Source organism: Herminiimonas sp. GW821-FHT09C12 (assembly GCF_059416385.1).
On the sequence record NZ_JBWKPC010000001.1, the window covers coordinates 1,110,716 to 1,133,819 of the forward strand.

General features: G+C 52.1%; 18 protein-coding genes. 8 read left to right on the forward strand and 10 right to left on the reverse strand.

What is annotated here, in order from left to right; translation table 11 throughout:
* Positions 1 to 17: 17 nt before the first annotated feature.
* Both AC07N2_RS05245 and AC07N2_RS05250 read right to left on the reverse strand, forming a co-directional pair.
* Positions 18 to 1,535 carry a DUF1800 domain-containing protein gene (locus AC07N2_RS05245; RefSeq protein WP_494777325.1) on the reverse strand — a complete coding sequence of 506 codons (1,518 nt, stop codon included), beginning with the start codon at positions 1,533 to 1,535 and terminating at the stop codon, positions 18 to 20.
* Positions 1,536 to 1,712: 177 nt separating this feature from the next.
* On the reverse strand, positions 1,713 to 2,003 hold the full coding sequence (locus AC07N2_RS05250; RefSeq protein ID WP_494778120.1) for a hypothetical protein: 291 nt from the start codon (positions 2,001 to 2,003) through the stop codon (positions 1,713 to 1,715).
* A 471-nt stretch (positions 2,004 to 2,474) separates the two neighbouring features.
* On the opposite strand from AC07N2_RS05250, the gene AC07N2_RS05255 reads away from it, so the two are divergent.
* The 4 genes from AC07N2_RS05255 to AC07N2_RS05270 are packed head-to-tail and all read left to right on the forward strand — an operon-like array spanning position 2,475 to position 7,305.
* Positions 2,475 to 3,536 carry a porin gene (locus tag AC07N2_RS05255; RefSeq protein ID WP_494777326.1) on the forward strand — a complete coding sequence of 354 codons (1,062 nt, stop codon included), beginning with the start codon at positions 2,475 to 2,477 and terminating at the stop codon, positions 3,534 to 3,536.
* A 10-nt stretch (positions 3,537 to 3,546) separates the two neighbouring features.
* Positions 3,547 to 4,611, forward strand: coding sequence for an ABC transporter ATP-binding protein (locus AC07N2_RS05260; protein ID WP_494777327.1), 1,065 nt, complete (start codon positions 3,547 to 3,549; stop codon positions 4,609 to 4,611).
* A 57-nt stretch (positions 4,612 to 4,668) separates the two neighbouring features.
* Complete coding sequence (locus AC07N2_RS05265; RefSeq protein ID WP_494777328.1) at positions 4,669 to 5,640, forward strand: ABC transporter substrate-binding protein; 972 nt, start codon at positions 4,669 to 4,671, stop codon at positions 5,638 to 5,640.
* A 3-nt stretch (positions 5,641 to 5,643) separates the two neighbouring features.
* Positions 5,644 to 7,305 carry an ABC transporter permease gene (locus AC07N2_RS05270; protein WP_494777329.1) on the forward strand — a complete coding sequence of 554 codons (1,662 nt, stop codon included), beginning with the start codon at positions 5,644 to 5,646 and terminating at the stop codon, positions 7,303 to 7,305.
* Positions 7,306 to 7,363: 58 nt separating this feature from the next.
* On the opposite strand, the gene AC07N2_RS05275 is transcribed toward AC07N2_RS05270, so the two are convergent.
* Positions 7,364 to 8,200, reverse strand: coding sequence for a hypothetical protein (locus AC07N2_RS05275; protein WP_494777330.1), 837 nt, complete (start codon positions 8,198 to 8,200; stop codon positions 7,364 to 7,366).
* A gap of 273 nt (positions 8,201 to 8,473) precedes the next feature.
* Here AC07N2_RS05275 and AC07N2_RS05280 point away from each other — a divergent pair, with 273 nt between their 5' ends.
* Positions 8,474 to 9,217: a phosphatase PAP2 family protein gene (locus tag AC07N2_RS05280; protein ID WP_494777331.1), complete on the forward strand. Its 744-nt coding sequence runs from the start codon at positions 8,474 to 8,476 to the stop codon at positions 9,215 to 9,217.
* Between the two features lie 19 nt (positions 9,218 to 9,236).
* Here AC07N2_RS05280 and AC07N2_RS05285 read toward each other — a convergent pair whose 3' ends face one another.
* The 4 genes from AC07N2_RS05285 to AC07N2_RS05300 form a co-directional block, all read right to left on the reverse strand.
* Positions 9,237 to 10,121 carry a LysR family transcriptional regulator gene (locus AC07N2_RS05285; protein ID WP_494777332.1) on the reverse strand — a complete coding sequence of 295 codons (885 nt, stop codon included), beginning with the start codon at positions 10,119 to 10,121 and terminating at the stop codon, positions 9,237 to 9,239.
* Positions 10,122 to 10,370: 249 nt separating this feature from the next.
* Positions 10,371 to 11,468 (reverse strand): ABC transporter ATP-binding protein, encoded by a 1,098-nt coding sequence (locus AC07N2_RS05290; protein WP_076592959.1) that lies wholly within the window; start codon positions 11,466 to 11,468, stop codon positions 10,371 to 10,373.
* Positions 11,465 to 13,234, reverse strand: a complete 1,770-nt coding sequence (locus AC07N2_RS05295; RefSeq protein ID WP_494777333.1) for an ABC transporter permease — start codon at positions 13,232 to 13,234, stop codon at positions 11,465 to 11,467. The genes AC07N2_RS05290 and AC07N2_RS05295 overlap by 4 nt, the downstream gene beginning before the upstream one ends.
* Positions 13,235 to 13,359: 125 nt before the next feature.
* The gene (locus AC07N2_RS05300; protein ID WP_494777334.1) at positions 13,360 to 14,703 is read right to left on the reverse strand and encodes an ABC transporter substrate-binding protein; all 1,344 of its coding nucleotides are present in this window, start codon (positions 14,701 to 14,703) and stop codon (positions 13,360 to 13,362) included.
* A gap of 931 nt (positions 14,704 to 15,634) precedes the next feature.
* Here AC07N2_RS05300 and oxlT point away from each other — a divergent pair.
* Both oxlT and AC07N2_RS05310 read left to right on the forward strand, forming a co-directional pair.
* Positions 15,635 to 16,960 (forward strand): oxalate/formate MFS antiporter, encoded by a 1,326-nt coding sequence (oxlT, locus tag AC07N2_RS05305; protein ID WP_494777335.1) that lies wholly within the window; start codon positions 15,635 to 15,637, stop codon positions 16,958 to 16,960.
* A 91-nt stretch (positions 16,961 to 17,051) separates the two neighbouring features.
* On the forward strand, positions 17,052 to 17,471 hold the full coding sequence (locus tag AC07N2_RS05310) for a hypothetical protein (RefSeq protein ID WP_494777336.1): 420 nt from the start codon (positions 17,052 to 17,054) through the stop codon (positions 17,469 to 17,471).
* Between the two features lie 19 nt (positions 17,472 to 17,490).
* Here the strand turns inward: AC07N2_RS05310 and AC07N2_RS05315 are convergent, their stop codons facing one another.
* The gene (locus tag AC07N2_RS05315; RefSeq protein WP_494777337.1) at positions 17,491 to 19,050 is read right to left on the reverse strand and encodes an EAL domain-containing protein; all 1,560 of its coding nucleotides are present in this window, start codon (positions 19,048 to 19,050) and stop codon (positions 17,491 to 17,493) included.
* Between the two features lie 276 nt (positions 19,051 to 19,326).
* Here AC07N2_RS05315 and cls point away from each other — a divergent pair, with 276 nt between their 5' ends.
* Positions 19,327 to 20,748 carry a cardiolipin synthase gene (gene cls / locus AC07N2_RS05320; RefSeq protein WP_494777338.1) on the forward strand — a complete coding sequence of 474 codons (1,422 nt, stop codon included), beginning with the start codon at positions 19,327 to 19,329 and terminating at the stop codon, positions 20,746 to 20,748.
* A 70-nt stretch (positions 20,749 to 20,818) separates the two neighbouring features.
* Here the strand turns inward: cls and AC07N2_RS05325 are convergent, their stop codons facing one another.
* Both AC07N2_RS05325 and AC07N2_RS05330 read right to left on the reverse strand, forming a co-directional pair.
* Positions 20,819 to 21,343, reverse strand: coding sequence for a superoxide dismutase family protein (locus tag AC07N2_RS05325; RefSeq protein WP_494777339.1), 525 nt, complete (start codon positions 21,341 to 21,343; stop codon positions 20,819 to 20,821).
* 176 nt (positions 21,344 to 21,519) lie between these two features.
* The gene (locus AC07N2_RS05330) at positions 21,520 to 22,854 is read right to left on the reverse strand and encodes a hypothetical protein (protein WP_494777340.1); all 1,335 of its coding nucleotides are present in this window, start codon (positions 22,852 to 22,854) and stop codon (positions 21,520 to 21,522) included.
* Positions 22,855 to 23,104 lie beyond the last annotated feature (250 nt).

Genomic DNA, 23,104 nt, shown 5'->3' on the forward strand with positions numbered 1-23,104 from the left:
GCCCCAATAAATTTGGCTTACTGCTGCATGAAATCCGGACTGCCCAGCACCATCGCACTGCGCAAATTGGCCGGATTGTTGTCTATCGTCGTACGCGTCTGGGCCGAGATACCAGGGCCCAAGGTATCGAGCAAGGCATCGGTATTCAGTGGCGGTGGGCTTTGCATCGCGGGCGGATTCATCGCCTGTGCATCGTCGTTGATCTTGTTCAAAGGTAGGCGACCGCCTGCCAACGCATTGGCAAATGCGATGCGACGTGTCAGTGCATCCGGATTCAGCCAGGCGCTTTCGGTATTTTTATAACCGTCTGGTGTTTGGCAACCGTAGAGTGGCATGCCGAGTTGATTCAATGCGTTGAGAAACGGACGTACATTAGTAAATTGCACTTGTCCGGCACGTGCGGCAGAGACGATGAATTGATATGGCGTCTTGAACTTGCTGCCAGTGCCTGCCTGCGCCATGAACTCGCGGCTGTTGAACAAGGTACGCAAGACTTCGCGGATATTGCCGCCGGTTTCCAGATAGCGACGCGACAGACGTTCCACCAATGCAGGCGGTGGTTGATCCTGCACAAAATATTGCGCCAGCTGATAACTCAGGTGGCGCGCAGTGGCAGGATGCATGGCGAGTATGTCTAGCGCTCTTTCACCTTCCTGCTGACCTTGCGCCGCGATGTGCTGTCCCATCCATTGCTTGTCACCATTGTCATGACGTTGCGGGTCGAAGCGGAAGGTACGGTTATTCATCACCATATCGCGCTGATCGAAAGTCCAGCCGGTGAAGATGCGCGCCAGTTCGGTGACATCGCTCTGGCTATAGCCACCATCCACGCCCAGCGTATGTAACTCCATCAATTCGCGCGCGTAGTTTTCATTCAAGCCGGAATTCTGCGCATTCTTTCTGCGCGCCTGATATTCGGCAGAAGTAGATAACCAGTTATCCAGATAGAACAACATGGCCGGATGTTTGGCCGTCGCACCTAGCAGATCGCGGAACGATCCCAGTGCGTAAGGACGTATCGCATCGCGCTCGTAACTGCCGACCAGTGCGCGATCCAGACCTTTGCCGGAAAATACATTGAAATGGTTGAGCCAAAAATCAACCATCACTTCCTGCAACTGACGCGGACTATCGATGGCTTGTGCAAAGCGCGCTTCAGCAGTTTGATCCGTCAATCGCGTGACAAATGCACGTTGCTGCTGTTTGGCATCTTCATCCTTTTGCACTGTCGCGGCTTTACGCAAGGACAAGAAGTCGCCGAGGAGGATGCCATCGGCCTGATTGACGGTATCCAGCGCATCGAGTCGCGCGACCAACGTTGCCGGCAAGGGAATGTTTTCAGGATGCAATTGCTGATCGATGTAGCGCGTGATCCCGATTTGTTTGACGCGCTCTATATCACCAGGTTTGGGGCCGTAGCCCAATCTGTTTAGCACCAGCAATACTTGCTGATCTTGCGAGACATTCGCTGCATGCCCATTGAATGTGCACAGTGCGACGATGAACAGAGCGGCAAAGCGAGTGGGGAAGTGCACGTCATGTCTCCAGACAGGATGAGCGAATAAGAACTGTATTCCTTATTGCAGCGGAAGATACTTTCTTGCTGCAATCACAATATTGCTGGCTGTTAAAAAATGAAAAAGCCTATGCAGGCTTTTTCATTGATCCACCATCAAGACACGATAACAATTATCTCGAATCGATGTAGATGATTAGTGACCGATTTGTTTGCTGACGCCATTTTCTTGCTGATTCAAGGTTCGTTGTTCTTGCTTGGTGATATGGCCGCCGTTCTGGCTCGCCATCGCGTGTTCTTCTTTACGGATTTGGTGATCTTCATGGTGCAGCTGTTTTGCCTGCGCCTTGGAGATTTTTCCGGTCTTTACTTCATTGTGTATACGTTTGTCCTGATTTTCCAGGCGATGGTTCACTTCTGCGCGACGTGGATGATCTTTTTGGAATTCAGTTGCCGCAAATGAATTGCCGGTAACAGCGGCAAGCATGCCGACGACGCCGATCAAGGCAAAGGTTTTACGCAGATTCTTTGTGTTCAGCATGATGTACTCCTTGAGCGTTAATTGAGTTGTTGCGGTTTGTATGTCACCACCTGTACATCAACGTGCGCGCAGCATCTTTGCTGACAAGGATTACGGCTGAAGTGTAAGGAATTGTTTCGACATGCGAATTTAATTTGTCGAACAAAAAATATTTTCCGCATGCCAATTACTTTGTGTTTGACGCAAGCTGGTACTCGCTGATCATCGTGCGTTGTCGCTGTCTGTTTTTCGGAACAAACAATACACGTCACACAACTGTCATCAACACGAAATATTTCCCTCTTATTCTTCACGTCGCTGTTGGGTTGAAACATACAGGGATTACTCACCTATCGAATCGCACGGCGTTGCGATAACGGCGCATGGCTTCGTTCTGTCACTAACAGAGCGACTTCTTTTTTACACCAGGGGAATTCAATGCAGTCAAAAACACTCAGCGTCGCGATCAGCGCCGCTGTCGCATCATTGTTGCTGGCCGGTAGCGCCGCAGCACAAAGCAACGTAGAAATTTATGGTATCGCTGATGCTGGTATGGAAGTCATCAACCATGCAACTACTGGTTCCAATTCGAACCTGACACGCTTGAGCTCGGGCAATCTGTCCGGTTCGCGTCTTGGCTTCCGTGGTACGGAAGATATGGGTAATGGCTTGAAAGCAGTCTTCGTTCTGGAAAGCGGTATTTCTTATGACACCGGCGCATTCCTGCAAGGTAGTCGCGCATTCGGACGTCAGGCTTTTGTTGGCTTGCAAGGTTCCTGGGGCAGCTTGTTGTTGGGTCGTCAGAACAGCTTGATGCTGGAATGGATGAGCAAGTACAACACCATGGATAACGCGACATGGTCGTCCAAAGTGCATGACGAGTCATTCTCGGATCGTATGGACAACTCCGTTAAATACATCGGTAAATTCGGCGCGTTCGATGCTTCCGCTTATTACAGCACTGGTTACGACTCGACTAAAGGTGGCGAAGTTGCTGGTCATAGCAAAGCCGGTCGTCAAGTTGGCGGCGGTCTGCAATATAACGGCGGCGATTTACGCGCCGCTGTCGTCTATGACCAAAAAAATGGCCAGACCGCAGTACTGGAAAACAATACCGACAAGCACATGACCTTCGGTGCGCGTTACAAGTTTGGTTCGGCTGAAGTATTGGGCGGTTATCTGCAACGCAAGCAAGAAACCGTAGGCACAGCAGACGTGCGTACCAATATGTCCTGGATCGGTATGACTTATCAAGTGACGGGTGCTTTGCAACTGAGCGGTTCGTATTACAAAACCGACGTTAAAAATTCCAACAAAGATCCATCGTCCATCATCACCATGGTCAAGTATTCCTTGTCCAAGCGTACTGATTTGTATCTGATCAACTCCTATGCGATGAACAAGAATGGCTCGAACCTCGGTGTCAACGGTTTTGCCAAGGATATCGCCGCTGGTGAGAATCAGTTCGGCACGATGGCTGGCATTCGCCACACATTCTGATGTGTAAGCAATGACAGAGAGTCTAGTCAAAAAGAAGGCAGGCACATCGATCACCATCGATGGCCTGACCCATCGCTTTGCGCAAAACCCGGTACTTGATCGGATCGATATACATCTCGAACCCGGCCAGGTACTGGCTTTGCTCGGCCCATCCGGTTGCGGCAAGACGACCTTGCTGAAGTTGCTGGCAGGGTTGTTGCCAGTCGCAGCTGGACACGGACGCATACTCTTTGGCGACAAACTGGTGGCCGGTGACGGTCACTTTTTGCCGCCTGAAGCGCGTGGTCTGGGCATGGTGTTTCAGGATTACGCATTGTGGCCGCACATGAGCGTCGGCAAGAACGTTGCCTTCGCGCTTGAAATGCGCGGCATGCCGAAGAAGCAGCGCGATCCGCGTGTAGCGCGTGCGCTGGAAATCGTCGGCTTGAAGAATCACGAAGATCGTAATCCTTCCAGTTTGTCTGGTGGGCAGCAGCAGCGCGTGGCATTGGCACGTGCGATTGTGGCCGAGCCGCAAGTCTTGTTGTTCGATGAGCCTTTATCGAATCTGGATAGAGATTTGCGCGAAAGCTTGTGTCATGAAATCGGCGGTCTGTTGCGCGAGATGGGCACGACAGCCGTCTACGTTACGCATGATCAGGAAGAAGCGTTTGCTCTGGCAGATGTGGTGGCCGTGATGCAGGGCGGGCGGATACGTCAGTTGGCCACGCCGGACATGCTGGTCACTGAACCGGCCAATACCTTGATTGCTGAATTCCTGAAGCTGGGCACCTTGCTGCACGCAAAGGAAGTTCCGCATTCCTGGCATCCACGTTTTGCACAAAATTCTGCAGTAGACGCACAGCATCTATTCATACCGCAATCGGCATTGTCGCTGGCATCGGATACAACACACGCATTTCGCGGTGAAGTCTTGATGCAGCGCTATCGCAATGGACGCTTCATTACTGAAATACGTACTGCCGACGCACCCAAGGGTTTGGTCTTGACCACCGATACGCGTTTATCGCACGGTCAAATCATAGATCTGACGGTGGACTGGCAGCGTCTGCGCTGGTTGCCACAAGCTGCCTGAACCTCGCAAGTACAACGGCCGCTTGCGGCCCATCATTGAATAAGTAATAGGACACTCATGAAAAAATTAATGCCATACACCGTCGCTTGCCTGTCGCTGGCAGCAGTATTTGCTGCACCTCACGCATCGGCGTTAACCGTTTATAGCGCAGGTCCCGGCAAGTTGATCGAAACGTTAGCCGCAGATTTCAAGGCAAGCACCGGCGTCACGGTCGATGTATTCCAGGCCGATACCGGCAAAGTCATGGCACGCTTGCAGGCCGAAGCTTCCAATCCGCGTGCCGACGTCGTCATCTCGGCATCGTGGGATAGCGCGCAGGATCTGGATAAACGCGGTTGGTTGCTGAACTATCAAAGCCCGAACGCGCAGCAAGTGCCGGCCCGCTTCAAGCAGCCAGCGTATGTGGCACAAGGTTTATCGGTGTTGTCCATCGTATGGAATACCAAGAGCGGTACGCCACGTCCAACGGACTGGACTGATTTGACGCAAGCACCATTCAAGGACAAGGTCACCATGCCTGATCCATCACAATCTGGCGCGTCGCTGGATTTGCTGTCAGGTCTGCAAAGTCGTCAAAGCGAAAAAGCCTGGCAATTGTTTTCTGCATTGAAAGCCAACGGCATGGTCATTTCTGGTCCGAATGCGCAGGCGATGAATCCAGTCTTGCAAGGTGCGAAGGCTGCAGTCTTCGGCGCGGTTGATTATGTTGCCTTGGGTAGCCAGGCCAAAGGCGAAAGCATAGAAGTGATCTTCCCGAAAAGCGGCACCGTCGTTGCACCGCGTCCGATGATGATTTTGAAATCGTCGAAGGCGCAGGATGATGCACGCAAGTTCATCGACTTTGTCTTGTCGCCACAAGGTCAGGCGCGTGTGGCAGAGGCTTACCTGATTCCGGCGCGTGCGGACATTGCAGCCAAACGCCAGACTCTGAAAGAGATCAAGTTGTTGCCGGATGCCGAAGGCGATGCCAACTACGCATCACGTGCTGCACTGCTGCATCGCTTCTCGACTTTGTTTGGTCGCAAGTAAGTCATGCGTGGAGTGAATGGCACGCCGCTGATCATAGGCGGTACGACGGCGGCTTTATTGATAGTGGTGGCATTGCCGCTGGCCTTTGTTTTGTTGCAGGCGATTTTTCCTGAGCTGGCCAATGGTTCGCTGCTGGCACCTTTATCGCATCTGGCCGTCATCTTCAGCGATCCGGCTTTGCTCGGCCTGACCTTCAATACTTTGCGGCTGGGTGTCTGCGTCGTTTTACTGAGCGCTGCAATTGGTATTCCATTGGGTGCTTTGCGCGGTTTGTTCAAATTACCGTTCGCCGGTTTGTGGGATTTGCTATTCCTGGTGCCTTTCATGATTCCGCCTTACATCGCGGCGCTAGGCTGGATCATGATGCTGCAGCCGAATGGATATGTTGAACAGTTAGTTGGAATACACGCTGCTTCGTTTCTGTTTTCATTCGGTGGCGTGGTCTTCGTGATGACGCTGAATGTTTTTCCTGTCGTGTATTTTGCCGTGTCGCGCAGCATCGCCAGTTCCGGTTCGCGTTTGGCGGATGTCGGTCGTGTTTGTGGCGGCTCGCCATGGCAATGTTTTTTCCGCATCACGCTGCCGCTGGCGACTCCCGGTATTGCAGCTAGTCTGTTGTTGGTCTTTGCGATGGCGATAGAGGAATACGGTACGCCGGCAGCGCTGGCGGCCAACGCTGGTTTCTTTGTACTGGTTACCGGGATTGAACGTCGCTTCTCTGATTGGCCGATTGATTTGCCAGGCGCTGCCACTTTGTCAGTGGTGTTGGTGATATTGGCGATGCTGGCATTCTGGTTGCAGCGTCGCATACAGGGTAAGCAGGTATTTGAAACGTTGAACGGCAAACCGAGCGATATGTCGCTGCGTCCTTTGGGCATCTGGCGTTGGCCGGTGACTATCTTGTTCGCAGCGGTGGCATTGGTTGCAACTTGCGCACCTTTGTTTTCCATCGTGATCACGGCATGCATGCGCACCTTGTCGGGCGGATTACAGCGCGACAATTTATCGTTCACGCATTTCGACGCGATCTTTACTAGTGGTAATGCAGCCTTGCAAGCATTGGGTACGAGTGCGGCATTGGGTGTTGCAACTGCATTGTTGACGGGCTTGTTGGGTTTACTGGCTGCTTACTGCGTGGTGAAAACTTCGATGCGAGGACGCGTATTGCTGGATGCCTTGTCTGTCATGCCGAATACTTTGCCCGGCATCGTGGTGGCAGTCGGTTTGATCCTGGCGTGGAATCAATCGTTCTGGCCAGTGACGCCGTATAACAGTTGGGTGATTCTGTTGCTGGCGTATTGCTGCTTGCTGTTGCCGTATCCGGTGCGCTATGCGAGTGCTGCCTTCGCGCAGATTGGTGACAATATGGAAGCAGCGGCACGCGTGCACGGTGCGAGTCTGCGTCAAACTTTGCTGAAGATTTTATTGCCGCTGGTGTTCCCGAGTTTGCTGGCGGCGATGTTGCTGGTGTTTGCGGTGGCGTCACGCGAGTTGGTGGCATCGTTGCTGTTAGCCCCAACCGGTATTCAAACCACATCGCTGTTTATCTGGCGTCAGTTTGAACAAGGTTCGGTCGGGCAGGGCATGGCCATGAGTGTCGTGACTATCTTGATGACGACGACGGTGATGGTGGGTGTGACTTTGTGGCGGCAGCGCCATCAGTGAGGGAACGGCGCCGGAGTACATGCTTGTATTCCGGTGCAGTCCTGTAAATAAGAATCGCCTAACGGGTGACTTCGAAGAAATCCCGTTTCAAAAACTCTTCCAGCTCGGCACTGTCTTGCACACGTGCTGACAAAATAACGACGCGACCTAGCCGTGGCGAATTCCAGCTGAAATCGCCTTTTTCGTAGATACGTATCAATTCGATCATCCGCCGCACGATGGCAGTATCAATGTCGAGGGTAGGTCCGGCATCAACGGTAATCAACTGACGCGAAGTGGTTCTGCGGCGTACATCCCAGCCACGGAATAAAAATTCCGCCGTGCGCACACCCTTGAACGTGATTTGAAACACGCCACCGGACTCATTGCGACCGCGCGATTGTCTTTGCATCATCTCGGCAATATTGGCGCGCGCAATCGCGTTGTCATCTTGTGCTGGCTGCCTGTCGCTGGAATCCGGCTCCATGATGCCGGCGGCACGGCGACGCTCACGTGCCGCCTGGATCATGTCGGACATGTCTGGCGGCAAAGGCGCGGTGCTGGTCGATTTTGGCGCGATAGGTGGCGGCTTGGCCTTGGCCACCTCATTCGTCTTGCTAGGTGAAGATTTTTTCTGTGGGCTGGACTTTGCCTGTTTGGTCTCGTTCGGTTGCCCGGATTTTTTTATTTGCGATGCTGGTGGTGTAATTGCGGATGCTGCTGCCGGTTTGGACGCGGGTGCTTGTGCAATCAAGTTGACCGTCAGCGGCGCAGTCGGCGAATCACCTGATTCTGCAACGCGCACGGTTGGGCGATCCAGCGCATAGAGCAGGATCAGAGCATGTATCAGCAGTGAGAGCCCGATGCCGATGGCAGTGCGAGCGCGCTTGTTGGCTAGAGTCGGGTTGGACTTCATGTTCTACAGCAAATGGAAACTGCTGCCATTATGAACGTGCTGAGGATTTTTGTTTGACTGATCTTTTGTAAAGTTATTCGCAGAATTTGCGCATGGCGGCGCTGTTTTAAGTGCAATTTAATAATTATGTGTTGGTCACGCTTGTGGCTGAGAGGAGCTTTCCAGGTTTTTCTGGCATGCAAGCTTGTGCATCTGTCATTTTATGCTGCTTGCGGAACAGGCTTGAGCAGGAGCAAGATAGCCCAATTTTATAAAAACGGCTGGAGACCTTTCATGCACATGATCAGCAAATTCTACGGCTTGCTTCTTGTTGTTTTCCTTACCGCATGTGCGACGCAAGCACCGTTGTCCGCCAGTGCACCGCTTGCCAATGAAAAGGCAATTGCCGCGCCGGAACAGCAGGTTTACCTCAGTCCTGAGCAGATCGATACCACGCGTTTCCTGGGGCCGCCGCCGGATGAGGCTGCCACCAAACGCGAGATTGCATACATGTTGTCACTGCAAAAACATCGTACGCGGGAGCAAGCCAAGATGGCGGCTGCCGATCTGGATCAAAGCGTTTTCCGTTTTGCCGATGTGATGGGTGACAAGTTCGAAAAGGAATTTTTGCCCAAGACGGCCAGATTGTTTGCGAACTTGTACAAGACCGGCAACGGCCTGGATAAACAAGGTAAGAAGAAGTGGAAGCGTGTGCGTCCACCGCTAGCCGATGCGCGTATTCATCCGGTCACCAAATATTCTTCCAGCGGTTCTTATCCTAGCGGCCATGCCACTTTCAGTTACCTGTCCGGCATCGTTTTGGCAGACATGGTGCCGGAGAAGAGCGAGCAGATTTTTGCGCGTGCCCGTGCATTTGGCGAGAATCGCGTTATCGGTGGTGTGCATTATCCGAGCGACGTGGCAGCAGGGCAGCGTTTGGCGACGATGATTGCGGTCTTGATCCAGCAGAATCCGGCGTTTCAAAACGACTATGCGGCAGCCCGCGCAGAATTGCGCGCCGAGCTGGGCTTGCCGTGATTGCCTGATAGTTGAGTGACTAAACCGTTGCGCCCCAGGCATCGCGCAAGATAGACAGCATGCCGACGATCACCGGTTCGAACTCGGCAGCGACTGGATACAGGAAGGACAGTTGGGTCTCGACGGTCGCATGGCTCCAGATCACGATTTCCGCTTTCTCCGCAGCTACCAGCGCCAGATCTTCTCGCATCAGCGCCAGGCCGACGCCGGCGCGCACCAAGCTGTGTGGTGAGGTCAGCTCGTCGGTTTCCATCACGATGTTGGCTTGCAAGCCCTGACGGCCGAACATCGCAACTAATAATTGATGGACATGACTTTTATCCGGCGCGCCTATCCACGGCATCGCCGCGATATCTTTCCAGCCGCAAGTAGAAAGCTGCTTCGCATAACTGATAGGAGCGACCACGCGATAGCGCACACCGCGTAAGGGCAGGCTGGCGACATCGCGATTGTTGACGGTACCGATATAGAAGCCGGCAGCGATTTCGCCACTGGCGACGCCTTCCAGAATAGCGCCCGCCAATACAGAGCGCGTTTTGATTTCCAGTAGCGGCAAGGCGGCCATCAAGCCGTTGAGAAAACTACCCAAGCGTAAAAAATCTGGGTCACCCAAAGTACCTATCAATACGCGGCCGGTGATTTCACCCTTGATTTCCTTGGCTTTGGCGAGCGTGGCATTGAAGGCGCTGAGCGTGCGTTCCACTTCCGGCAGCAATAGCTCACCATCTTTGGACAATGCGATGCGGCCATGACTGCGGTCGAATAAGGCTATGCCGAGTTCCTGCTCCAAGGCCTTGATATGCCCGGTCACTGCCGGTTGTGTGACGTGCAACGTTTCCGCAGCCTTGGTGATGTGCCCAAGCTTGGCAACTGTCACAAAGGTTCGAAGTTGATAAATTTCCATAGGCGGCGTGCGCTCCCTTTTTACATCCAGCCGATTTGCATCAGTCTGCTTGAGCCCGGTGTGCCGAACGGTATTGTTGTGTTCATCGCGAACGGCCGGTCTTGTTCTGCAAAATTCTCGCGCCACGCAAGTACGCGAGGCAAATGGTCTTGCATGCAGTGTAGACGGCGACGCGGGGAATCGGCAACAAATCGATAGCGTTACGAAGGCGTGAACTGATTGCTCTCACGCCCTCGCTAAACGATTTGATCAAGCTGGCAAATAGCGTATCTGCGATGCATCGATGCCCAAACGCACCGATGCTGAATCTGCGAACTGCGCCATGCCGGAGAAATGCGCCTGATCAGCCGTGATGATGGCTTCACCGACGCGCACGCGATAACGTGTGAACTCACCGAGGAACTCGCTGTGCTCGACCGCACCGTTGAGCCAGATGTAAGCGCCGTCATGCACCGCATCGCCGACGATCATCTTGATCGTGTGCGGACGGAAGCTGATCGCCACGCGACCGGCGCGTGCCGATGGATGTTTCGGCAAGGTGATGTCACCGATGCCGGGTGCACGGAAGCGCAAAGTGTCGCCGCTGATGTGATCGATCTCGCCGGACAACAGATTAGTGGTGCCGACAAAATTCGCGACAAAAGGATTGGCCGGGTAATCGAACAGCGCGGCCGGTGTGCCAAGTTGCTGCACGATGCCTTTATCCATCACCGCCATGCGGTCGGCGGTCGTCATTGCTTCTTCCTGATCGTGCGTGACGAAGACGGTGGTGATGCCGAGCTTACGTTGCAGCGACAATAATTCTTCACGCATTTGCACGCGCAATTTTTTATCCAGATTCGATAAAGGTTCATCCAGCAGCAATACTTGCGGCTCGATCACGACAGTGCGCGCCAAGGCCACGCGTTGTTGCTGACCGCCGGAAAGTTGGTTTGGACGACGATTAGCGAATTGCGACAAGCTGACTAATTCCAGTACTGCGCCTACCTTTTGCTTGATGGTGGCTTTGTCCATACGGCGCTCAACCAAACCGAAAGCGACGTTGTCCCACACCGTCATGTGCGGCCACAGTGCATAGCTTTGGAACACCATACCGATATTGCGCGCATGCGGTGGCACGCCGGTGATGTCTTTGCCATCAACCAGCAATTGGCCGCGTTGATGTTGATTGAAGCCGGCGATCAAACGCAACAGCGTGGATTTGCCGGAACCGGATGGACCCAGTAGCGCGAAGAATTCGCCCGGCTCTATGCGCAGACTGATGTCTTTCAATACTTCTGTTTTGCCACCGTCATAAGACAGGCCGATGTTTTTGCACTCGACTGCGATTTTTTTGAGTTGTTTCATGATGTCGCTTTCACTTCATTAGTTGCTATCGTGCCTGTCGGCAGGCCTGGTGTGAGGTTCGCCAGTGGCGGCAGCTCTTCGTCTTCAATGCGCTTTGATCTGGTCAGCGCCGAGGTCCGTTCGACGACCACATGCGATGCATAAGTGCCGAGCGCGACGATGATGACGGCCAACACGCCTAGTGCTGCACCAGGTCCACGACCCGCAATACTTTGCATATATAGATAGATGCCGTAGCTCATAGGCGCTTGCGATTCGGAGGAAGTCAGCAAGATGGTGGCCGACAATTCAACCGCAGCAGTGATGAAGCTGGTGACGAAACCAGCCAAGATGCCGCCCGCCATCAGCGGAATCACGATGCGTTTGATCGTGCTGGCCTTGGATGCGCCCAGACTTTCTGCGGCTTCTTCCAGACTGACGTTGATTTGCTGCAGTGCTGCCATGCAAGAGCGCAGCGCATATGGCAGACGGCGGATGGCATACGCAATCATGATCAACACCCAGGTCTGAGTGAACAGCGTATCGGTGAAAGGAATCATCACGTCCTTGAACAAACGCAGATAACCGATCGCGAGCACGACGCCAGGAATAGCCATCGCAGCGCTGGCTGCATAATCCAGCCATTGGCGACCAACCATCTTGGTACGCAAAATCAGATACGCGATAGCAGTACCGAGCACCACGTCGATCAAGGCTGCCAAGCCGCAATACAGCAAGGTGTTGCTGATCATGCTGCCGGAGTTCGATACCACCGTTGTGTAATGTTGCAGCGTGTATGCATCCGGTAATACCGAGAAGCTCCAGACGCTAGCCAGCGACAACAGCAAGATGCCGAGGTGCGGTGACAAGACCACCAGCAACACGATGGCGATCCAGCCATACGCCATGAAGGATTGCCATTTGCTCAGCTTGCGACGTTGAATGGCGCTGCCGCCTTTTTGCGTAGTCGAGTAATCCTTGCCCTTGAGTACGCGCGCCGACATCCACAATGCGAGGATGGAGAAGCCGATCATGATGAAAGAGATCACGTAGCCGAGCGGATCGTCGAGGCCGACTGAAGTGATGCGCAAGTAAGCTTGCGGTGCCAGCATATTGGTCGTACCCAACACCAGCGGCGTACCCAGATCATCGAAGACCTTGACGAAGACCAGCGCCGCGCCAGCGATAAAGCCAGGCATCGCCAATGGGAAAATCACACGGCGGAACAGACGGAAACCTTTTGCGCCCAGATTCAATGCGCTTTCTTCCATCGCACCGTCGATGTTGCGCAGGGACACGATCAGATTCATCAAGATGAATGGGAAGTAATGAATACTTTCCACAAACACGATGGCGCTCAGCCCATCCATGATCGGAATCTTGAAGTCGAACCATTCACTCAGCAGCAAGTTGATGCTGCCATTGGTACCGAAGATCAATTGCAATGCGACCGCACCGACGAAGGGCGGCATGATCAGTGGCAGCACGCCCAAGGTCTGGATCAGAATGGCGCCGCGGAATTCAAAGCGTACCGTCAGATAAGCGAGCGGGATCGCGATCATCGAGGCAAACAATACCGACAGCAAGGAAACGCTCAAGCTGTTGATAAAGGATTCGCGCAACAGCGATTGCTCGAAGAAGGTGACAAAGTGATGCAGCGTGAAGTTGCCATCCGTGCCGAAGGCAGAAAGGATGACAGTGCCGACCGGCAGAATCAGGAACGTCAACAGTATCGCGGCGATGATGATCGCGATCAGGGTTGGCGCAATTGGATATCGAAATCTCATAGTGGTGTCCTTCTCGGTGCCTGTGCACTGAGAATGTCTGTACGGAATAGCTGATGGATGAGGGACGAATCCATGGTGAACCAGTGGACTCGTCCCGTTCGCTAGCGCAACGCTGCGCTAGTTGATTACTTGATCGCCGCTGATGCTTGTTGCGCCAGTTCCGCTGCCTTTTGGTAATTAGCCTTGGCTTTGGAACTCCATTGTTCTTCCAATGCAGATACCTGACGATTGTTGGCATCGCCGCTGCCTTTTTTCGACAAGGTTTTGGAGAACAGTTCGAGGAAGGCCGGTTGCTCTACCAGTTGCACATCAACCTGCGGTGAATAAGCCAGCGTACGCGCTTGCTTGATCAGTGCGGCTGCTTGTGGCGATGGTTTCGCTGCCAGTTTTTTCTCGGCTTCTTGAATTGCCTTGGTTGCAGCTTGCAATTCTTTAAGACGGAAGGTGATCGTTTGATCGAACATCGACGTCACGACGTGATAACGCGCTTGTGCCTTCATGGAATCAAATTGCACCTTGGACTTCTTCGCGACTGCAAAGATATCCGGATAGCCTGGCGGCACTTTGGTTTTCAGCTTGTCGTAAGGGACGATAGGCATGCGCGAGATTTTTGGATCGAGCAATACTTCCTGTCCTTCGTTCGACAAGGCAAAGGCCATGAACTTTTTCGCATCGGTTGGATTCTTCGCACCGGCTACCAGTGCAATGCTGGCCGGTACCACTGCCGTGACACTTGGATACACGAAGTCGACCGGGAAGCCGCTGTATTTGCCGGCCAGACCAAAGAAGTCGATCACCAGACCCACACCGAATTGACCGCTGTTGACGCCGTCCGGTACGCCGAAGGAGCGTTCCGTGATTTGCGCGCAATTGCCGGAAATCTCCAGCATCTGTGCCCAACCCTTATCCCAGCCTTCGCCTTGCAAGATGGTTTCGACCGTCAGATGCGAAGTGCCGGAGCGCGATGGCGCGCTGAATGCAACGTGACCGAAGTAAGCCGGTTTGGTCAGATCGCTCCATTCCTTAGGCACAGGCAATTTGTTCGCAGCCAGATAGCGCGTGTTCCACATGATGCCGTAGCCCGACAAGGCCTGGCCGTAGTACATGCCATCCGGATCGTTCAGTGGATAGTTGCCGATCTTGGTAGGCGCGTTTGGATTTTTTACTTCAGGCGCTTTTTCCAGCAGCTTGTCATGCGACAGCACTTCAAACGCGTCAGGCGCGGACGCCCAGAAGATGTCAGGACGTTGTCCTGGCGAGACTTCCTTGATGAATGCCAATGAAGCATTGGTGTTCTTGTTCAGGACTTCGACCTTGATGTCCGGGTATTTCTTCTCGAAAGCCTTCTTGTAGGTCTCGGTGATTTCTTTCGGGAAGGACGTGATGATGGTGATAGGTGCCGCGTGAGCGCCGGCGAATGCCAGCGATAGAAGCGATGCAAGCACCGTATGACGTGCTGTAAATTTCATTGTGTCTCCTCGTGTATGGACAGCGCGTAGCTGTTCTGTCCGGACTATAACGAGGGCAAAAATTAAGAGCCAATCATAAATTCCGATGTGATTACAAAGAAATCGTGATGCTGCACTGCAATCACTGTTTTGTTGGTCGGTGTTTGCGTCATGACTGTTTGGATGGCACAACAAATCCCGTAAAAAGACATTCCATATTTACAACTCACTGAATAAATTTAGAAAAAAATCGCCATGCTGCGACGCAGCAATTGCGTGTAAATGTGCGTCCGGAAAATTTTCAAGATGGGCGATTTTTTGCGTAATTGCGAATTCGGTTTTTCCTATAAATGACGCGGCTTGGCGGGCGATTTGCATTATAAATTTTATGAATATCAGGCATTCATCGCAACGCAGCAGAAGGCCAAAAAAGTCGATTTTTTAAGGGTAATCACGTATTACAGCTACGTATAAGTACGTATTGTTCGGCCAATGGTAACTACGTATCGTCACGAAATCTTAACGTTAGCTTCACCCTATGCTGAGATGGGCAACCAGCCTTTCTCATCTTCCCTAAACTGCTCCGCGTCGACATTTGCCAACCTATCCGGCAGTCGAAATGTTCCCCGCTCATAGGTGGAACGCACTGCGGCAAAGTTTAGGAAAGGCTGGGCCATCAGCTCAGAAAATGGTTTGTTTCACGAAAGTGAAGGTGAGAATTAAGTTAAGAAAACTGCTTTGGTGATTCGATAAGGATTGCGAGAGCAGAAGGCGGAACGGCACTACGACCGATTCATAAAATGACTGCCTTAAAAACAACATTCTGCGCGTGTCTTTGCAGCAGTATGCGAACACATAAATTTATCAATCGTTGTCTGTTTTGTAAAAAATACAAACAGTGGCGAACATGAGGAAGAAAAATGAAGGCATTTTTTAATTCAGGAGTATCCAAATGAGCGGCGGACCAGCATTAGCATTAGACAAACCAGTCTCCAACAAGCGTTGGTGGCAGTTGGTCGTCGGCGTCGTATGTATGATCGCAACTGCGAACATTCAGTACGCATGGACATTGTTCGTTCCAGAAATTCAACAAGAATTCGGCTGGAAACGCGCAGAAATTCAAATCACATTTACCATTTTCGTTCTGGTACAAACCTGGCTCGCACCAATTGAAGGTTACTTCATCGACAAATTAGGCCCACGCCTGATGGTCGCATTCGGTGCATTGTTCATCGGTTTTGCTTGGTACTTGAACTCGCAAGCTACCTCCCTGACCGGCTTCTACGTCGGCGCAGTGTTCGGTGGTATCGGCGTCGGTTCGATCTACGCAACCTGTATCAACAACGCGTTGAAATGGTTCCCGGACCGTCGTGGTCTGGCAGTTGGCTTGACCGCTGGTGGTTACGGTGCTGGTTCTGCAGCAACGATTCTGCCTATCGCAGCAATGATCGAATCGTCGGGTTTCCAAGAAACCTTCCTGTTCTTCGGTATCTTGCAAGGCGGCCTGGCATTTATCGCTGCATGGTTCCTGCGTTCGCCAGCTAAAGGTGAAGTCAGCGCATCGAGCAAATTGGCGCAAGCAACTCGCGATTACACGTTGAAAGAAGCACTGAACACCAAACTGTTCTGGCTCATGTTCTTCATGTTCATCTGCGTAGTTACCGGCGGCATGATGGCTGTTGCTCAGCTCGGCGTTATCGCTAGCGATCTGGGTGTTAAAGAGTTCGAAGTCGACTTGCACTTCTTTGTCATGGCTGCGTTGCCACTAGCACTGATGCTCGATCGCATCATGAACGGTATCTCCCGTCCATTGTTTGGCTGGATCTCAGACAACATCGGCCGTGAAAAAACCATGGTTATCGCGTTCACACTGGAAGGCTTCGGCATTATTGCTCTGGGCTACTTCGGTCACAACCCATGGGCGTTCTTGATCTTGTCCGGCGTCGTGTTCCTGGCATGGGGCGAAGTTTACTCCCTGTTCTCGGCTCTGGCTGGCGATGCATTCGGCACCAAGCACATCGGTAAGATCTACGGCGTGTTGTACACCGCTAAAGGTATCGGCGCTCTGTTCGTTCCAGTCGGTAACTTGATGATGGAAGCAACAGGCACATGGTCTACCGTTCTGTACACGGTTGCATGTATGGATATCACTGCCGCGATTCTCGCTATCGTAGCCCTCCGACCAACGCTGGCAAAACACGTCGCGTTGTCCAAGGAGAAGCTGGCGAATGAGAATGCTGCAGCTGCCGCCAACGGTACATCAGCTGCACACGCTTAAGTACTAGTTTCCCCTAGTAGTAAAACGATCTCAACTTTCTAGGCTCCTTCGGGAGCCTATTTTTTTTATGGCAAGAAAAGAAAGCCGCGACATGAAAGAGGAACCGCAGCCTGCTGTGATCAATACCTTGCTGGAAGATATCGCGCGCGACCGGAAGGCAATGAACAATGCCATCGTTACGCTTAATCAGCGGATCGAAGAATTAAACGGCAACGCAAAACGCACATCGACCAAAGAGCAGGAAGTCACCAAGGGCTACATGCGCTGGCTGCTTATTCCGGCAATCGCCATGGCGATAGGGCTATGGTTATACGTACCCAGCCCATTCTCGATACAAGACATGCGGGAAGAAAAAGCCAAGCTGACCAAAGATATCGCCAAGCTACGGCAGAGCGGTGCCAATGCCGACGTGATTACCTGCGAAGTGGAGCAGGAAATACGTTTCTGCGCCAAGATAGACAAGAGCGTGCGCGGCGATTGGGATGGCTATCAAGTCATCCAGAACAAGTAAGTCAGCAATACAAAGCGTTTCAATTCAAGCGCTTGCCTTGCAGGATGTTCTCTTTATAGAAGGCGATGAAAGCCTCCGCCGGCAACGCTTTGGCAAACAACCAGCCCTGACCATAATCAACTTCGCGCGCCAGTAGATAATCCGCTTGCGCTTGCGTCTCTATACCTTCCGCCACAATTTTCAGCTTCAGTGTCTTGGCCATATCGATGATGTGCGAGGTCACGCTGCTGGTCGCCGAGTTGGTATCGATGGTATCGACAAACGATTTATCAATTTTCAAGGCATCCAGCGGGAAGCCCTGCAAATAAGACAGACTGGAATAGCCGGTGCCAAAGTCATCTATCGCCACCGCGTGTCCCATCTTGCGCGCCTGATCGATAGTCGCACGTGCAGCATCAATATCCATGAAGCCGCGCTCGGTTGCCTCCAGCCAGATTTGCTGCGTTTGAATGTCGGTCTTGGATAGCGCGTGTTGCATCACATCCAGAACGCGCCCGGTTCGAATATCCTGCGCACTTATATTAATAGCGATGTGCAGATCACGATCCGCCACCAATACTGCTTGCATGTCGTGGATTACGGCATCAATGACTTGATCTGTGATCGGCAGAATCACGCCACTTTCTTCCGCCAATGGAATGAATAAATCCGGTCGCGTCATCTGACCATCCGGCCGCTGCCAGCGCACCAGCGCTTCCGCACCGATGCATAGCCCGGTCTTGAGTTCCATGATCGGTTGGTAATGCACGATGAACTCGCGTTTCTCCACTGCGATCTTCAATTCACCCAGCGGCGACAAACGCCTGCGTGAAAACCAGACCACCAAGCCGACGATAAAGGCCGCCATTAAAACGCCTAGTGGTAGCAACACCTTGATCTCGCTCTGCAGGCTTGCGGCGATATTGCCCTCAGGCTCTATCACCACTGCAATCAGATCTGCATTGGGCAATACGGTGGCGAGGTAATCCTTGTTCTGCTTCTTCGTTTGCAGCAGGGAATGGACTTGCGCCGGATCGGGATCGTGCAGCGTGCCTAATATTTTCCCATCCGCGGTCGTGACCGCCAATTGAATACTGGGATCGAGAATGATGTCGGCAAAACGCGCAGGATCGATCAGTACCTTATACGATTTGTATGACAGTCCAACCATACCCTTGCCGCCACTGATCGCAGGGACTACGTTCAAACTAAGCTCGATGCCATCATGGGTAATAAAGTCGGCTGGCGGTTGCGGCACTTTGTTTTTTACGACGCCACCGGTAGCGCACTTCAACAAGCCATCTTCAAAATATCCCAGGATTTCAATGCTGCGGGTATTCATGGCAATAATCCGCATTTGCCGGATATGCTGTTCCGAACAGGGTGCGGCAGTCAGAAGCTCGCCCGCATCCAGTGCTTTGCGGGCATCGCTAAAGGAAATGCGGGCGCGCTCAAGTCCGCGTTGGGCAAAGGAGAGCAAGCGCTCCTGCTCAAGATTGGAGGCGCGTACCCAGGACAGATAAAGCGTGGCAGAGATAGGGATCAGAACGCCGATCACCGCCAGCAGCGTCGCAATGATAAGGACTTTTGCACGACTCAATGTGCCTCCTTGTTCGATCTGATTGATGCGTCAAGTGATGGTCGGTATTGATGATACGTCTGCGGTATTGCTGGAAATGGTGTGTTCGGTTGAAAACATTACGCCGGTTTTCATCGTTTAGGCAGATTTTATTGCGATGGCCTGCGTTTTGTCTGTTGTCCGACGTCGCTAGATAAAGAAAAACACATCTGCGCAATCTTTAGCTCGCCAAGAGTTTGTATTGAAGGCCAGGCTTATTGGTTAAAATGGATTCATACCAACACGGGAGATGACTGCATGTCGCATGTACCGCTTGGCCTGATTTCCATAGTCATCCTCTTCTTGCATGCGGCCGGCATCCTCGCTGCCGCACATGCCTTGATGCATACGCGCACTCCGCAAGGTGCAGTCGCCTGGGTTTTCGGCTTGATACTGCTGCCGTACTTCACCTTGCTGCCTTACCTCTTCCTCGGCAGTAAACATTTTTCCGGCTACGCCGAACTGCATCAATCACGACAAGCACGCAAGCGCACTTTGGCCGATGCAAATTGTCAGGCACGGAGCGCGCAGTATCCACCGCATCCGGATGCACAACGTTACGCGGCGATTAGCGCCATGCTCGGCGTTCCTTTCCTGAGCGGTCATCACTTGCGTCTGCTGATCAATGGCGCGACTACCTTTGATGCGATTTTTGAGGCCATCGCTGCAGCGGAACATTACGTGTTGGTGCAATTCTTTGTCATACACGACGATGAGCTTGGTCGCCGACTGCAAGCGGCGTTGCTTGAACGTGCTGCGGCAGGTGTACGTGTTTATCTGCTGTATGACGGCGTCGGCAGTCACGCGCTGCCCAACAGCTATGCCGCCATCTTGCGTGCCGGCGGCGTGCAAGTGCATCCCTTCGCAACACGGCGCTGGAAGAATCGTTTGCAACTCAACTTCCGCAATCATCGCAAGGTCGTGGTCGTCGATGGCTGGCGCGGCTTTGTCGGTGGCTTGAATGTCGGTGATGAATATCTCGGCAAAAAACCACCGCTGTCGCCATGGCGCGATACGCACATGGAGTTGCAAGGCCCGGCAGTCGCCGATCTGCAAATGGCATTCGATGAGAACTGGCACTGGATCACTGGCGAACAATTGCAACTGTTGGCACCACGCGTCACCGACGGTCCGGCGACCAGCCTGATTGCCGCAACCGGCCCGGCCGATGAGCAAGAGACTTGTTCGCTATTCTTCGTGCAACTGATACACGCTGCGCGTGAGCGCATCTGGCTGAGCACACCTTATCTAGTGCCGGATTCCGCCTTGAACGCCGCATTGCAATTGGCAGTGTTCCGTGGCGTCGATGTTCGCATCCTGATTCCTTCGCGTCCCGATCATCGCACTGTATATATGGCGTCGACCTTGTACGCGCATGAATCGGTGCGCGCCGGGATACGCGTATTCCGCTATCAGCCCGGCTTTGTGCATCAAAAGGTCATGCTGATCGATGACGATACTGCCGTAGTCGGCAGCATGAATCTGGATAACCGCTCACTGCGGCTCAACTTCGAGATCAGTGCGCTTAACGTCGATGAGACTTTTGCGGGAGAGGTAGAGGCGATGCTGCGCAAGGATTTTGAGCAAGCTGTCGAGATCGGCGGCAATGACTACGTACACTTGCCTTATCTATATAGAGTCGCCATACACGTGGCGCGCTTGTTCAGTCCGGTGTTGTAGCTGGGTGACTTGAGCGAACTGTCGCACTTCGGCGACAGTTCGTGAGCATTTGCTGTATCCGTACCGTGACTTAGGTCAAATTGATGACGCCGCATGCCAGACGTTTACCTGAATTGCCGGTCGGTTGCGTTTTGTAATCATCAGGATCAGCGTGGACGATCAAGCCTTTACCCACGATGCTCGATGGGCTCATCTTGCTGACATTGACTTCACTGAGCGGGATGCTCAACTGCAATTCAGCCTTGCCGTTGGCGTCGGCAACAATATTGCCCAGATCGCCGCCGTGATGTTCACCATGCATAGGGTCACCATGCGGCTTGCCCGTCGGGTTGAAGTGGCCGCCGGCGCTCATCGCATCAGGCGCGCTGCAATCGCCTTTTTCATGAATATGGAAGCCGTGCGGGCCAGGCGGCAAACCGCTCAGACGTGCATCCACCAATAACTGATCGCCTTTTTTGATAAAGGACACAGTGCCGTGCGCCTTGTTGCCTTGCGTGGGTGCCATGTTGGCGACCGCTATAGGGCCGGAGCCTGACATTGATGCACAACCGGTAATAACGACGATGCTCAATAGTGCGAGTGACAGTTTTTGCATGACGAACTCCTGTGTGAGTTGGCAAGGATGGCATCCGTCGTGACAACGATTGCCGAAGTTTCTTTATACAGGGTTTGATCACTCTGTTCTATTGCTTATCGAACATTGTCGCTCACTTCACTTCAATTCAACTTTGAGATTAGTGCTCGTAACGTCGAGGAAGCCTTTGTTGGTGCCTATTCATCTTTATCTGAGGTTTTCTTTTTTTCTGGTTCTATATCTTTAGGATTTGGCTTCTGAGATATGACTGCTAAAGCCTGTTGTGCAAGATCAGAAACTTTTTCGCTAAATCCTGGGATGGTAGCCACCGCTTTCTTTACTGATTCTGAGGATGCTAGTTCATGCCAAGGACTTCCGTGAGTTTCTGTTTCTACTAGTCTAAGTGGTATTTCATCTAGACGATTAAGGGCAGAAGAAAATAGTCGCGCTTGAAAATCAGGGTCAAGTAAAGCTGCTTCTCGGCGATAGCCTTCGTATGCTTTTGAGATTGATGCTTTGTAACCGTAATCTTCGGCTAAGCGAAATCGTTGACCAATTTGTTTGGTTGATATCCAAGCAAACCAAACAGGAGCGGCGACTGAAAATAGAGATAAAAATAAGTTAACAAAAATCTCAATATTTTTCTTTTCAGTAGTAGTTGTAGTTTTGAGTGCTTCACTCAAATTATGAAGTTGCATCCCACCAAAAATAGCGCCTAAAGTAAGAGCTACGATAAGACCGAATACCCATATCCACATTGAGCGGCTAAGAGATCTTGATCGTTCCGCAAAAGCGGATGCTAATCCTTCACTCGTGGTTGCTCTATAGGCTGCATCACAACGTTCTACAATCGCAGTTGCTTCCTTTTCGCTTTTTTCTAATTGCGTCCGAATTTCGGTGATGTCTGACAGAATTTTTGTTATTTCGGATCGATCTAGAGTGGAATCATGAAGCAGATCATCAAGTGTCTTTTGCGATTCCTTTAATGTTTCTAAATCTGTAGGTAGTTGATCAGCAGCTTCGTGCGCTTGTTCAATCCGTTCAACTTTTTCGTCAAGATTTTCGGACCTGCTGTCTAAGGTTTGTACTCGGGCTTCTACCGTTCTTAACGTTGTATGGAGTGCCTTCATTTTTCTAAGCGCTTCGACGCGTTCTACGTCTAGGCTCTTTACATCTTTGTTCTCAAACACCGCTGTTAAAGCATGTTTTAATCCGTCTAGCGTAGTTCTGTAGGCAGAAACAGCAGCGCCTGGATTTCCCCAAATTTGGGCGATAGTTTGAGTACGCAAAAATGTCAGACGTCTTACGTAGTCAACTAAAAGAGATGTGTCTGCGTCTATCTTATCTTCTGAATGAAGGTCGATAAGGGCTATTAGCGTTGTAGCAGCGTCTGCCAGTTCATCGCGTGTGATTCCAGGGAAAGACCAGTTTCCATGCACGATATTGAACGGTTCATTGTTTGGGATGGTGTTTTTTACATCGGCCTCAATTTGCGCCAGTTCAGTTTTAATAGTCTCTAATGTTGCATGCATGGGTATCTCGCCTCAAGTTAATCTGTTATCGAGCAGAATTTGTGAGCTAGTCGCGAATAGCAGCACCAGACAAAAGTGCATTACGCACGCTAGCATATATTGCCTAAAAGACATATTCATGGTTTGGATTATGGTTTTGTTCAAGTGGAATATGGTTCGGAGAAGCGCTTTACCTGAATTTTGCTTCTACAAGAGAGTAAACTCCGTCCCATCTTTCGCACTTCGCGATACGAACATTCTTGTGAGTAAC